The organism is Tenacibaculum sp., from assembly GCF_048269885.1.
GTDB lineage: Bacteria > Bacteroidota > Bacteroidia > Flavobacteriales > Flavobacteriaceae > Polaribacter.
This window is the reverse complement of sequence record NZ_JBLWTZ010000010.1, coordinates 84,652-99,071: the sequence shown is the minus strand read 5'-3', so window position 1 is coordinate 99,071 and position 14,420 is coordinate 84,652. Positions and strand designations below refer to the sequence as shown.

The 14,420-nt window shown below is 34.4% G+C and carries 10 protein-coding genes and 1 other RNA gene; 1 reads left to right on the top strand and 10 read right to left on the bottom strand.

Features of this window, described 5'->3' with window-relative positions; translation table 11 throughout:
* Window positions 1-71 precede the first annotated feature (71 nt).
* The 6 genes from ACN0WY_RS09430 to ACN0WY_RS09405 form a co-directional block, all read right to left on the bottom strand.
* Complete coding sequence (locus ACN0WY_RS09430) at window positions 72-743, bottom strand: Crp/Fnr family transcriptional regulator (protein ID WP_330489161.1); 672 nt, start codon at window positions 741-743, stop codon at window positions 72-74.
* A gap of 101 nt (window positions 744-844) precedes the next feature.
* Entirely contained in the window at window positions 845-3,112 is a 2,268-nt protein-coding gene (locus ACN0WY_RS09425) for an aconitate hydratase (protein WP_417800197.1), read from the bottom strand.
* A gap of 189 nt (window positions 3,113-3,301) precedes the next feature.
* A complete protein-coding gene (locus ACN0WY_RS09420; RefSeq protein ID WP_417800196.1) occupies window positions 3,302-6,082 on the bottom strand; it encodes a bifunctional aconitate hydratase 2/2-methylisocitrate dehydratase in 2,781 nt (926 codons plus the stop codon).
* A gap of 289 nt (window positions 6,083-6,371) precedes the next feature.
* Window positions 6,372-6,680: RNase P RNA component class A (gene rnpB / locus ACN0WY_RS09415), an RNA gene on the bottom strand.
* Window positions 6,681-6,863: 183 nt separating this feature from the next.
* Window positions 6,864-7,988 (bottom strand): molecular chaperone DnaJ, encoded by a 1,125-nt coding sequence (dnaJ, locus tag ACN0WY_RS09410; RefSeq protein ID WP_330489164.1) that lies wholly within the window; start codon window positions 7,986-7,988, stop codon window positions 6,864-6,866.
* A gap of 70 nt (window positions 7,989-8,058) precedes the next feature.
* The gene (locus tag ACN0WY_RS09405; protein WP_417800195.1) at window positions 8,059-8,634 is read right to left on the bottom strand and encodes a nucleotide exchange factor GrpE; all 576 of its coding nucleotides are present in this window, start codon (window positions 8,632-8,634) and stop codon (window positions 8,059-8,061) included.
* A gap of 196 nt (window positions 8,635-8,830) precedes the next feature.
* On the opposite strand from ACN0WY_RS09405, the gene ACN0WY_RS09400 reads away from it, so the two are divergent.
* Window positions 8,831-9,022, top strand: coding sequence for a hypothetical protein (locus ACN0WY_RS09400; RefSeq protein ID WP_330489165.1), 192 nt, complete (start codon window positions 8,831-8,833; stop codon window positions 9,020-9,022).
* A 71-nt stretch (window positions 9,023-9,093) separates the two neighbouring features.
* Here the strand turns inward: ACN0WY_RS09400 and ACN0WY_RS09395 are convergent, their stop codons facing one another.
* The 4 genes from ACN0WY_RS09395 to ACN0WY_RS09380 all read right to left on the bottom strand — a co-directional run bounded on the left by ACN0WY_RS09395 (window position 9,094) and on the right by ACN0WY_RS09380 (window position 14,314).
* A complete protein-coding gene (locus ACN0WY_RS09395; RefSeq protein WP_330489166.1) occupies window positions 9,094-9,858 on the bottom strand; it encodes a heat-shock protein Hsp90 in 765 nt (254 codons plus the stop codon).
* 132 nt (window positions 9,859-9,990) lie between these two features.
* On the bottom strand, window positions 9,991-11,304 hold the full coding sequence (murA, locus tag ACN0WY_RS09390) for a UDP-N-acetylglucosamine 1-carboxyvinyltransferase (RefSeq protein WP_330489167.1): 1,314 nt from the start codon (window positions 11,302-11,304) through the stop codon (window positions 9,991-9,993).
* Entirely contained in the window at window positions 11,305-11,937 is a 633-nt protein-coding gene (locus ACN0WY_RS09385) for a DUF4290 domain-containing protein (RefSeq protein WP_073183666.1), read from the bottom strand.
* A gap of 46 nt (window positions 11,938-11,983) precedes the next feature.
* Entirely contained in the window at window positions 11,984-14,314 is a 2,331-nt protein-coding gene (locus ACN0WY_RS09380; protein WP_417800194.1) for an ATP-dependent helicase, read from the bottom strand.
* Between the last annotated feature and the right edge of the window lie 106 nt (window positions 14,315-14,420).

Sequence of the window (14,420 nt, the reverse complement as noted above, 5' to 3'; positions counted from 1 at the left end):
TTGTAATTTTGAATTTATACAAAAACAAAGTTACCTGCACATTTTCTATTAAAATGTTAGCTAGCTTACATTTATGCTACTTTTTTAAGTAATCGTATTTCTTTTCTGTTAAAATCAATCACTTTTTCTTGTTTTAGCTCGTTCATTAAGGTATTTAATGTAGGTCTTGAAGTTCCTATTAGAGTGGCAATATCTTTTTGTGTATAGGGATGTTCAATTACTTGATCTCCTGTTTTTTCACACTCATGTCCATATTCTTCACACAGTTCTTTAAAAAACTCTAACAAACGAGTACGTGTATCTTTAAATAATAATAATTGAAGTCTTCTTTCTAACTTTTTCATTCGCAACCCAATAAATTTGTATATCTTAAAACTTACAGATACATTATCTCGCATTAATGAATACATAGTATCTCTAGATACTGGGCAAATTTCTGTTGTATTATCTATCGATTGGGCAAATTCATTTCGTTTTTCGACTCCCAAAATGGCTTTTTCTCCAAATATTTCGCCTTTGGTTAATATGGCCTTAATTACCTCTTCTCCATCTTCTGTATAATAGCCAATTTTAACTTTCCCCCTATCTATTAGGTAAATTTTGTTTGCGGTGTCTTCCTCAAAATAGATATAGTCTTTCTTTTTATATCTATTTAAGGTGTGATTTTCCTTGAAAGCAGGATATTTATGCGGGCATAATATTTTAAACAAGTTAACATCCTCTAAATACCAAAGTGCACTCATCGTTTTGACTTTTAAGTTTTAGGTCGAAAAAACTAAAAAACATTACAAAAAAAGCTCTGGAAAATTCCAGAGCTTTCGAGTTTTATTATTAAAAATACCTCTTAGGCATTTTGTTTCTTTATTAAGTTTAAGGCTGAGCCTTCTTTAAACCATTTTATCTGCCCTTCGTTATAAGTATGATTTGCAATAATCGTATCTTTTGATCCATTTGCATGAACCACTTCAATAGTTAATGGTTTGTTTGGAGCAAACTCATGTAGGTCTAAAAAGTTGAATGTATCGTCTTCTTGAATTAAATCGTAATCTGCTTCGTTAGCAAATGTTAGCCCTAACATTCCTTGTTTTTTCAAGTTTGTTTCATGAATACGTGCAAATGATTTTACTAATACAGCAGCCACACCTAAATGACGAGGCTCCATAGCTGCATGCTCACGTGAAGAACCTTCTCCATAGTTATGATCACCTACTACAATTGTTTTAATTCCTTTCGCTTTATATTCGCGTTGTACTTTAGGCACTGCATCATACTCACCTGTTAATTGATTTTTAACAAAATTTGTTTGCATATTAAACGCATTTACTGCCCCAATTAACATGTTGTTAGAGATATTATCTAAGTGTCCACGGTAGCGTAACCAAGGACCTGCCATAGATATATGGTCTGTCGTACATTTTCCGTATGCTTTGATTAATAATTTAGCATCTTTAATAGTATCTCCTAGCGGTTCAAACGGTGTTAATAGTTCCAAACGTTCAGAATTAGGGCTTACTACTACTTCTATACCACTTCCGTCTTCTTCAGGTGCAATATATCCATTATCATCAACTTCAAATCCTTTTGGAGGCAATTCCCAACCTGTTGGTTCATCTAACATGACCTCTTCTCCATTCTCATTAATTAATTTATCTGTCAACGGATTAAAATCTAAACGTCCAGCAATTGCAATAGCAGCAGTCAATTCTGGTGAAGCTACGAAGGCATGTGTATTTGGATTTCCATCTGCACGCTTGGCAAAATTTCTATTAAATGAATGCACAATAGAATTTTTAGGAGCATTTTTAGGGTCTTCATAACGTCCCCACTGACCAATACATGGTCCGCATGCATTGGTAAATATCTTAGCGTCTAAATTTTCAAAAACTTGTAAAATTCCATCTCTTTCCGCGGTGTATCGTACTTGTTCTGACCCTGGGTTGATTCCAAACTCTGCTTTTGTTTTTAGCCCTTTATCTATAGCTTGTTGTGCTATAGAAGCTGCCCTAGATAAATCTTCATATGAAGAGTTTGTACAAGAACCGATTAATCCCCATTCAACTTGTAATGGCCAATCGTTTGCTTGTGCTTTCTCTGTCATTTCTTTTCCTACTGAAGTAGATAAATCTGGTGTAAAAGGTCCGTTTAATAATGGGCCTAATTCTGATAAATTAATCTCAATTACCTGATCAAAATATTGCTCAGGATTTGCATATACTTCAGCATCTGCCGTTAAATATTCTTTAATTTCGTTTGCAGCATCTGCCACATCGTTTCTATCTGTAGCACGTAAATAACGTTCCATAGAGGCATCGTAGCCAAAAGTAGAAGTTGTAGCTCCAATTTCTGCCCCCATATTACAAATAGTTCCTTTACCTGTACATGACATCGCCGTGGCTCCTGGTCCGAAATATTCAACAATCGCACCTGTTCCCCCTTTTACGGTTAAAATTTCTGCCACTTTTAAAATTACGTCTTTTGGTGCTGTCCAACCAGATAACTTCCCTGTTAACTTTACCCCTATTAATTTAGGAAATTTTAATTCCCAAGGCATCCCTGCCATAACATCTACTGCATCAGCACCACCAACACCGATGGCTACCATTCCTAATCCTCCTGCATTTACGGTATGAGAATCGGTACCAATCATCATTCCTCCAGGAAAGGCGTAATTTTCCAGAACTACTTGGTGAATAATACCAGCTCCTGGTTTCCAAAAACCAATTCCATATTTATTAGAAACTGATTCTAAGAAATTGAATACTTCATTTGAGTTATTTAACGCGGTTTGTAAATCTGTCGAGGCACCAACTTTTGCCTGAATTAAGTGATCACAATGTACTGTTGTAGGTACAGCCACTTTGTTTTTACCTGCTTGCATAAATTGTAACAACGCCATTTGAGCTGTTGCATCTTGACATGCTATACGGTCTGGAGCAAAATCTACATAATCCTTTCCTCTTTCAAATGCTTCCGTAGGTTTTCCATCCCAAAGGTGTGTGTATAAAATTTTCTCTGCTAATGTTAAAGGTTTACCTGTAATCTCGCGAGCAGCATCTACTCGTTCAACTACTTTACTGTATACCTCTTTTATCATATTAATATCAAAAGCCATATATGTAATTTTTTTGTTGCTCTACGAATTTACCAAAAAAAAACAGGATAGAAATGGAGTAACTATATAATTATGCTACGTTAAAATAAGTTTTTTCTATGATGGAGACTTGCTCTTGAATAAATGAAAAATAGTAAAGCCCGTGTTTTTATACACGGGCTTGTATTATAAGAGTAAAAAAATTACCATTTATGAAGTTACTAATTGCTTTTGAGACGGTTTAAACTTCGTTAAAACAATACCATCAACTGCTTTTTCATATTCTTCCATAGTAGGAGTTCTTCCTAAAATAGTAGATAGTACTACTACTGGGGTAGATGATAATAACGATTCTCCTTTTTTCTCTCCAGAATCTTTTACAACTCTTCCTTGGAATAAACGTGTTGATGTAGCCATTACTGTATCTCCTGGCTCAGCTTTTTCTTGGTTCCCCATACATAAGTTACATCCAGGGCGCTCTAAGTATAACATATTTTCATACTTTGTACGTGCCAATCCTTTAGGTGCATTATCGTCAAATTCAAATCCTGAATATTTCTGTAATACTTCCCAATCTCCTTCAGCCTTTAACTCATCTACAATATTGTATGTTGGTGGAGCTACTACTAATGGAGCGTTGAACGCTACTTTACCCTCTTGTGCTTCAATATTTTTTAACATTTGAGCTAAGATTTTCATATCTCCTTTATGCACCATACAAGAACCTACGAAACCTAAATCTACTTTTTTAGTTCCTCCATAGAATGATAAAGGACGAATGGTATCGTGAGTATAACGCTTAGAAACGTCTTCATTATTTACATCAGGGTCTGCAATCATTGGCTCAGCAATTTCATCTAAATCAATCACAACCTCTGCATGGTATTTTGCATCTGCATCTGGTTTTAATGCTGGTTTAATTCCTGTTTTAACCTCTTGAATTCTAGTATTCGCTTTATCAACTAATCCTTTTAATACTTGCTTTTCGTTATCCATTCCCTTATCAATCATGATTTGGATACGATCTCTAGCAATCTCTAATGATTCAATTAATGTTTCATCTTCAGAAATACAAATAGAAGCTTTTGCTTTCATTTCTGCTGTCCAGTCAGTAAATGTAAAGGCTTGATCGGCAGTTAAAGTACCAATATGTACTTCAATCACTCTTCCTTGGAACACATTCTCTCCATCAAACTGCTTTAACATTTGTTGTTGCGTTGCGTGAACAACATCACGGAAATCCATGAAGCTTCTCATGTTCCCTTTAAAGGTTACTTTAACTGACTGTGGAATAGGCATTGTTGCTTCACCTGTTGCTAACGCTAATGCTACGGTACCAGAATCGGCACCAAAGGCAACACCTTTTGACATACGGGTATGTGAATCTCCTCCAATAATAATATCCCAATCACTTACTGTAATGTCATTTAATACTTTATGAATTACATCGGTCATAGCTGGATATTGTCCTTTAGGATCACGACCTGTAATTAAGCCAAAGTCGTTCATAAACTTCATCAATCTAGGAATGTTTGCTTTTGACTTATCATCCCACACAGAAGCTGTATGACAACCAGATTGGTAAGCTCCATCAACTATTGGAGAAATAACGGTAGCAGCCATCATTTCTAATTCTTGAGAAGTCATTAATCCTGTCGTATCTTGTGATCCAACAATATTAACTTCTACACGGACATCAGAACCTGCATGTAATGTTTTACCTGGAGTAGTTCCTACTGCATTTTTATTGAATATTTTTTCAACCGCAGTTAAGCCTTGTCCTTCAACAGAAATTTCTTTAGAAGTCGCATATACTTGAGGTACTTCGATTCCTAATACTTTGGCTGCAAATGTTTGTAATTTCTTACCAAAAACAACTGCATAAGAACCTCCAGCTTTGATAAACTCCATTTTTTGCGGAGTTAATGCTGTAGAGATATCTTTTAATTCAGTAGCTCCGTTGTATAATTTTTTAGTCTTTGTATTAATTGTAAGAACTGTTCCTGTTTCTACGGAATATTCTTGCTTTAAAACTGGCTCTCCATCTTCATCGACTATTGTATTTCCTGCAGCATCTTTTTGTTTTACCCAGTTTTTAAGATCTATACCAATACCTCCAGTTACCCCAACTGTAGTTAAGAAAATTGGTGATATTCCGTTAGTTCCGGCTATTACTGGTGCAATATTGATAAAGGGAACGTATGGACTTGATTCAATACCTGTCCATAAAGCCACGTTATTAACACCTGACATTCTTGAAGAACCTACTCCCATAGTCCCTTTTTCAGCAACTAACATCACACGTTTATCTGGATGTTCTTCTTTCAATGCTAACAATTCTTGTTGCATGTCTTTATTATGCTCAAAAATTGACTGTCCGTGTAATTCACGATCAGATCTTGAGTGCGCATCGGCTCCTGGAGATAACAAATCTGTAGAAATATCTCCTACTCCAGCAATGTAAGTAACTACCTTAATTTCTTCTTCTACTTCTGGAAGTTTTGTAAAAAACTCTGCTTGCGCATAACTTTCAATTAGTTCTTTTGCAATTTCATTACCTTCTTTATATGCTTTTTCTAGACGTTCAGTGTCTGCTTCATATAAGAACACTTGTGTTTTTAACACTTTTGCTGCTGCTTCAGCAATTGCAGCATCGCTACCTAATGCTAAATCGAGTAAAACTTCTACAGAAGCTCCCCCTTTCATGTGTCCTAACTGCTCCAAAGCAAACGATGGACTTATTTCTTCTACTACAAATTCACCAAGAATAATTTCTTTTAAAAAGGTTGCTTTTACTCCTGCAGCACTTGTTGTACCTGGTAAAACATTATAAATAAAGAAATTAAGAGAATCTTTTCTGTGAGGGTTGTTTTCATCTTTAATTTGTGAGATGATTTCAGTTAACAATTCACTTCCATCGATTGGTTTTGGGTGAAGCCCTTGACCTTTTCTTACTTCAATTTCCTTTAGGTAATCTGAGTATGTGTTCATAAAAAGTTTTGTTTAAAATATTTTGAAGGAAATAGTAAAAATTTACTATCTATTAAAACTGGTTGTTACAGCTTTATCCCGTTAATTTTTGCCTAGCAAAAGTAATATTTTAACCTTAATTTTAAAAATAAACAACAAAACAGCCAAAAAACCAAATTAATTTAATTTGAAAGTCTACTTTTTAAAAATATCTCAAAAAAACAAGCGTAAAAACCCCTAAAAATTATCAAATTGATAATTTACCATTTTCGAAAGAATTTAAAAAAATGCTATAATGATTCTAAATAGGAAAAAAAGCAGACCCATAAGCTGGATTCTGTTCCTTAAAATAAGGTTCTTATCATTTATCTAGTTCTGAAATTACTCTCAGAATCAATCTGCCTACCCCTTAGAATCGCGCGAGTAGCGCTCGAGCTCTAATGTACATGGCATTGCACCGCATAGAGTTTACCTGGTTTCACTACAGCATTACCTGTACATTCTTTCTGTTGCACTTGTCCTCGGTTTACACCGGACGGATGTTATCCGCTATGCTACTCTATGGTGTCCAGACTTTCCTACTTATATTTTCTATAAGTCGATAAGATAGGTCTGCTATTATAGGTTATAACTAAAAGTTCACACCTCTATTCATAAAAAAACCCACTCAAAAGAATTGAGTGGGAAAATTGCTATGAAAAAGAAAAAGTGTCTAGAACGTCTCCTAGACACTGCAAATATATAACTGTTTTTCGTTTTAAAAAAATTTTATCTGAAAAAAATTATCATTTTTATGATTTTTTTAAGAAAACATATCTTTCACTTTCTCAAAGAAAGATTTGTCTGATTTCTGCGGATTTGGGCTAAAGTTCTCATCTTCTTGCATTTCCTCAAAAAACTTACGTTGATCTTTCGTTAACTCTTGTGGTGTCCATACATTTATATGAATTAAGAAATCTCCGTGACCATAACGTTCAATACTTGGTAATCCTTTCCCTTTTAATCGTAAAATCTTACCAGATTGGGTTCCTGGTTCTATTTTAATCTTTACTTTTCCAGTAACCGTTTCTATTTCTTTTGATACTCCTAAAACTGCTTCTGAAAAGTTGATATATAAATCATAGTGAATGTTGCTTCCTTCTCGCTTTAACCTTTCGTGTGGTACTTCTTCAATCAACACTAATAAATCGCCAGGAATTGAGTTTTTACCTGGAGCTTCATTTCCTTTACCTCCTACTTTTAATTGTACCCCTTCGGTTACTCCTTCTGGAATATTGATAGAAACCGTTTCTTCTTTTACTACCATTCCTTGTGCATCGGCACCATTAGGCTTTTTGTCTAGCATCTCTCCTGCTCCATGGCAAGTACTACAAGTAGTAGCCGTTTGCATTCTTCCTAAAATAGTATTGGTAACACGCATTTGTTGCCCACTACCGTTACATGTTGAACATGTTTTATAGCTTACTCCTTCGGCTTGAACTTTTCGACGAACTTTTACCTTCTTTTCAACACCTTTAGCAATTTCTTCTAAGGTTAATTTTACACGAATACGTAAGTTACTTCCTTTTACACGTGCTTGACGGTGACCGCCACCTCCGAAACCTCCAAAACCACCTCCGAAAGCTCCTCCGAAAATATCTCCGAACTGGCTAAATATGTCATCCATATTCATACCACCTCCTCCGAAGCCTCCATGACCTCCTTCAAAAGCAGCATGACCGTACTGATCGTAACGAGCTTTTTTATTGTCATCACTTAATACTTCATACGCTTCAGCGGCTAATTTAAATTTTTCTTCAGCTTCTTTATCATCAGGATTTTTATCTGGATGGTGTTTAATTGCCATCTTACGATATGCCTTTTTGATTTCAGCTTTTGAGGCCGATTTTGATATTCCTAATATTTCGTAATAATCTTGTTTTGCCATAACTTTCAATGTTCAATTATTAGTAAGTATTTGGTTTAAGAAACTAATAATTGTATTAATGATGATTGTTTTACGCTTGCCCCATTACTACTTTAGGGTGACGAATAATTTTATCTCCTAGCTTATATCCTTTCTCCACACAATCTATAATTTTTCCTTTTAAATCATCTGAAGGTGCTGGTATTTGTGTTATTGCATCGTGAACTTCTGCATCAAAATCATCTCCTGGTTTTACCTCTATTTCGGTTAATCCTTTTTGAGTTAAGGTATTTTTAAACTTATTATTAATAAGCTCCATTCCTTTTAATAACTCAGCGTCTTCTGTTTTTTTAATTTCTGCCAAACCTCTATCAAAATCATCCATAATTGGCAGTAAAGCTGTCATTAATTCTTGACTTGCAGTTTTAAAAAGTTCAATACGTTCTTTTGAAGTACGTTTTTTGTAGTTTTCAAACTCTGCAAATAATCGCAAGTACTTGTCCTTCTCTACTTGAATTAATTCTTCTGCTGTTGGCGCTTCCTTAGCCTCAAGCTCTTTATTTTCTTGAGTTTCTTCTTGATTCTCTCCTAAATCGCCATTTTTAATAGCGTCGTTAATTTCGTCTTCTTTTGTATATTGATCTTTACTCATTGTAAATCGTTTCATGTATTTAACACTTTTTGATTAGCAAGAATACTGCCAATAAAAAAAATGTGTCATAATGACACCGTAATGTAACTTTACCAAAAAACTTATAGTATGAGGGTAAAAAAACACATTTATCTTTTGTTCAAAGATTTCAAAATTATATATTTAAGAAATTTTTTATTAATTAATTTATAACACAAAAAAGTCCCTCATTATGAAACAGAATTTTTTAAACATTTCAGGAGTTAGTATTCTTTCAAAAAACCAACAAAAAAACTTAACTGGTGGTGCAGCAATTGACCTAAGTAAGTGTGGATGCGACTGCTCTGGAAGCGTTACTGGTCCTATTTATTGTGAGCAATATTTTGCTTGTACACAAGAGTATACTTGTAATGAAGAAATGTAGAAATTAAAACATAAGAAAAAGCTGTTATCGGACATTTCCGGTAACAGCTTTTTTATTTTTCTTCTACTTAACTAGTTTGGTAACGCCTTAACTATTTTAGCCTTGGTAGGTACAATAAATTCTGCTTCTTTAAGGAACTTTATATTAGCTAGTTTTGCCTCCCCAATTTGTTCTTCATAACCATTTTTTAACGACCACATATGAAATGTCCAATTTGTAGCAATTGGTATTGAATTTACTTGCTTAATTTGATTGTACTTAATAGCATGAGGTTCTTTTTCTGCTTTTTCTTTTCCTTTTCCAAAGGTTACAATATAGGCTGCTCCTTCCAGTACATTGGTTTCTGTATTTTTATATATTACATACCAATCGTCTGGAGCATCACCAGTTCCTGATGCAAAAGTTAATTTTCCTGTTGTTAATTTCTCTTTCCCCCATTTGTTCTTTTCAAAATCAGACCAAATAGTCCCTTGGTCATTTAATTTATATGGCAAACCTAAAAAATAGGCCCAAGTAAAAATATCGAAACGAGCTGTTCCCATATCTTTTTCCTCTACACCTAATGAATATACTTCTTCACCGTCAAAAATAATAAGTGAGCCATCTTCTTTTTCTATTTTTATTTTTCCTCCTCCTGGTTCTTGTGTGATAACTCCTTTTAAATGTTTTTTCCCTCCAAAAGTAATATCGATAGTATATTTAAGGTATTTCTGACTCATAAACGCGTCTTTTTTATGAGTCTTTTCTATTGAAGATGTAAACGTTTGAGAGTTTTCTTGTGCTGAGAAAATTGTTATTTGAAGTAATAACATTACAAGTATGATTCTTGTTTTCATAATATTGATTAAAATTAAACACCTTAGTCGAAACAAGTTTCTTTTAATTACACCATATTTTAAAACTTTTCACCATAAAAAAATCCCGAATCTAATGATTCGAGATTTCTATTTGTATTTTATTTTAACTAACTAACTATCAACTCTTTCAATCTTTGCTCCGATAGATTTTAAACGTGCTTCGATATCTTCATACCCACGATCTATCTGTTCTATATTATTAATAATACTTGTACCTTTAGCAGACAATGCTGCTATTAATAATGAGATCCCTGCTCGAATGTCTGGTGAAGTCATTTTGGTTGCCTTTAGCTGTGATTTAAAATCATGACCTATAACCGTGGCTCTATGTGGATCACATAATATTACTTTTGCTCCCATATCAATTAGCTTGTCGACGAAGAACAAACGACTTTCAAACATTTTTTGATGAATCAATACTGTTCCTTTAGCTTGTGTAGCCACTACTAAAACAATACTTAACAAATCGGGGGTAAACCCAGGCCATGGCGCATCTGCTACAGTTAGTACTGATCCATCAATATAACTTTGAATTTCGTAGCTTTCTTGCTCTGGTATGTATATGTCATCTCCTTTTCTTTCTAACTGAATCCCAAGTTTTCTAAACACATTAGGAATTTGTCCTAAATCGTCCCAACTTACATTTTTGATTGTCAATTCAGAACGTGTCATTGCAGCCATACCTATCCAACTACCAATCTCAATCATATCTGGCAATATCGTATGTTCACAGCCTTGTAAGGTTTCTACTCCTTCAATTGTAAGTAAATTAGAGCCTACTCCTGAAATTTTCGCTCCCATTGAGTTCAGCATTTTTGATAATTGCTGAATATAAGGCTCACAAGCTGCATTGTATATCGTAGTAGTTCCTTTAGCCAATACAGCAGCCATAATAATGTTTGCCGTACCGGTTACAGAGGCTTCATCTAGCAACATCTCCGCTCCTACTAAGCCTGTTTCTGTTTCTACACCGTAGAAGTATTCTTCACGATTATAACGGAATTTTGCTCCTAAATTGATAAATCCTTCAAAATGAGTATCTAAGCGACGACGCCCAATTTTGTCTCCTCCAGGACGCGGAATATATCCTTTTCCAAAGCGAGCTAATAACGGACCAACAATCATAATAGAACCTCGTAAAGAGCTACCATCTCTTTTAAAGTCTGACGATTCAAGGTATTGTAAATTAACAGCATCGGCTTGAAAGCTATACGAGTTTTTAGACAGTTTTTCTATTTTAACTCCTAATTCTCCTAAAATAAAAATCAGTTTATTAACATCAATAATATCAGGAACGTTATTTATGATTACTTTTTCTGACGTTAGTAGCACCGCACATATAACCTGTAATGCTTCATTTTTTGCTCCTTGTGGTGTTATTGTTCCTTTTAATTTGTGACCTCCTTCAATTTTAAATGATGCCATTTACTTTTTTCTGTATTTAGTATTTGTTTTCCCTTTTGATTTGTGTTGCCCTTGACCACTACGTTTTCTTAACAAGCTTTTGCTATCTGTTAAGTCTTCATCAATGTCTCGAATATCTATTTTTCCTTCAGACAGCTCATATAAATGATCAAAAATAACACTGTCTTCAACGGTATCTTTATTCCAATTTAAATAGCATTTTTTCATGTGATTAGCAATCGTAAACACGAGTGCTTCTTTCATATCTCCTTCTTCCCAAGTCAAGGCTACATCAATCATGGTTTGAATATTTGTACCATAAAAACGATACTTCGATGCTGATTTAGGGTATGGTAATCGCTCAGGAGATTCCTGTAGTTCTTCTTTTGATGGTGTTTCGTATGGAGAATCTACATCTAACTGAAAATCTGCCATTATATGTAACTGATCCCAAAGTTTGTGCTTAAAGTCTGGCACATCACGCAAGTGAGGTTGTAAATTTCCCATTACATCAATAATAGCTTTAGCCATTGTATTTCTTTCTTCTTTATCTTCTAAAGCGATGCAATGGTTCACTAACTTTTGTATATGCCTCCCATATTCTGGGATGATTAATTTGGATCTTTTCGAATTGTATTCTAAATCAAACGTCATTTCTCTATATTTTATCTATGCAAAATAGGTAATTATTATGAATTAACTACCCGATTACTTTCAATTTTGCAAATTGTAACAATAATTTCTTTTTACCTACGGTACTAAACTCTATTTCTGCTTTTTTATTGGGGCCTTTCCCTTCTATAGCTAGTACTTTTCCTGTACCAAAACGGTTATGCTCTACTACATTTCCTACGGTGATTTCTCCATCAAACAAATTCATTTTCGGACTCATTTCTGAGACTTTTTTCATTTTACTTTTTGGAGGAACACTAGTTGGCTTTTCCTTCTTCGCTAAAAATTCTTTTCTCTTTTTTTGAATTGGTTTTTGAAAACGTATTTTCCTTGGTGAATCCTCTTCAAACAAGCTAGCATCTATAAACCTGTTTACCGAAGGTTCAGGTACTTTTGGTGTTAAATACTCTAAATACTGCTCATCTATTTCTTCTAAAAACCTACTTGGTTCACCATCGGTTAATTTCCCCCAGCGATAACGTGTTTGCGCGTACGTTAAGTACGCTCCTTTTTCAGCTCTTGTTAAAGCTACATAAAACAAACGACGTTCTTCTTCTAGCTCACTACGAGTATTCATACTCATTGCCGATGGAAATAAGCTTTCTTCCAATCCAACAATGTACACGTACGGAAACTCTAATCCTTTGGATAAGTGGATTGTCATTAACGAAACTCGGGGTTCTTCATCTTGTTTGTCTGAATCAAAATCTGTAGCTAGTGCTACATCTTCTAAAAATGACGTTAACGATGCATCCTCTCCTGTTTCAATTTTATCGGTAATAAAATCTTTTATTCCGTTTAAAAGTTCTTGAACATTTTCAACTTTATTAACTCCTTCTGGAGTTCCATCTTTTTGTAAATCTTTTACTAATTGGGTTTGTTTAACTACCAAATCAGCAATTTCAAAAGCGTTTTTTGTTTGTGCTTCAATTTGAAAACGCTGAATCATGTTTACAAAATTCTGCAACTTTGTTTTGGTTCCAGAGTTAAGATTGATATCTACTGTGCTGATATTTTTTAAAATATCAAACATTGATTTTTTATAATGATTCGCTGCAATGGTTAATTTATCTAACGTTGTAGCTCCAATTCCTCTGGCTGGGTAATTAATGATACGTTTTAATGCTTCCTCGTCATTCGGGTTGATTAAAATTCGTAAATACGATAGCAAGTCTTTAATTTCTTTACGTTGGTAGAATGAAATACCTCCGTAAATTTTATACTTAATATCTTTTTTTCGCAGTGCATCTTCTATGGCTCTTGATTGTGCATTGGTACGGTATAAAATAGCAAATTGATCGCTTGTTAACTGATGATTCATTTGGTTTTCCCAAATAGATTGTGCTACGAAGCGCCCTTCTTCTCCATCAGAAATTGTACGCATTACCTTTACACTATCTCCCGCGTCGTTGGCTGTCCAAATTTCTTTATCTAGCTTCGTTTTATTCTTATCAATTACACTATTTGCAGCGCGTACGATGTTACTTGTTGAACGATAATTTTGTTCTAACTTGAATGTTTTCACATCTGGATAATCCTTCTGGAAGTTCAAGATGTTTTGAATATTCGCCCCACGGAATCCGTAAATACTTTGCGAATCATCTCCTACCACACAAATATTCTGAAATCGATCTGCTAATGCACGTACAATTAAATACTGCGAATGGTTCGTATCTTGGTACTCATCTACCAAAATATATCGGAAACGATCTTGATACTTTGCCAACACATCTGGAAAACGTGCTAATAATTCATTAGTACGCAATAGCAAATCGTCAAAATCCATAGCTCCTGACTTAAAACATCTATCTACATATTCTTTATAGATATCACCTGTTCTTGGTCTGCTTGCTTCTAAGTCGGCTTGTTGTAAATCGGAGTTATTAAAATAGGCCCTAACCGTAATTAAACTGTTTTTAAAAGACGATATTCTACTTAAGATTTGCTTTGGCTTATATCGGTCTTTATCTAAATTCATTTCTTTGATAATCGCCGTTATCAACCGAACAGAATCTTGTGTATCGTAAATGGTAAAATTTGACGGATAGCCTAATCGATCAGCTTCAGATCGTAAAATACGTGCAAAAACCGAGTGAAATGTTCCCATCCAAAGATTTTTAGCTTCGCTATACCCTACTACTTTACCAATACGATCTTTCATTTCACGGGCAGCTTTGTTGGTAAACGTTAACGATAAAATGTTAAATGCATCTACACCTTGCTCCATTAAATAAGCAATTTTATAGGTCAACACTCTCGTTTTACCCGATCCTGCTCCTGCTATAATTATCATTGGACCGTCTTTTTGTAAAACAGCCGCTCTCTGTGGTTCGTTAAGTTGCTCTAAATAAGTACTCAATGGAAATTAAATTGAAAGTATTTTAAAAATGGAAAATTAACCAATCTTTTAGGTTTTTTAAAGATTCTCCCCTTTTTTTTATTCACTAATTTTTAGTGCTATAAAT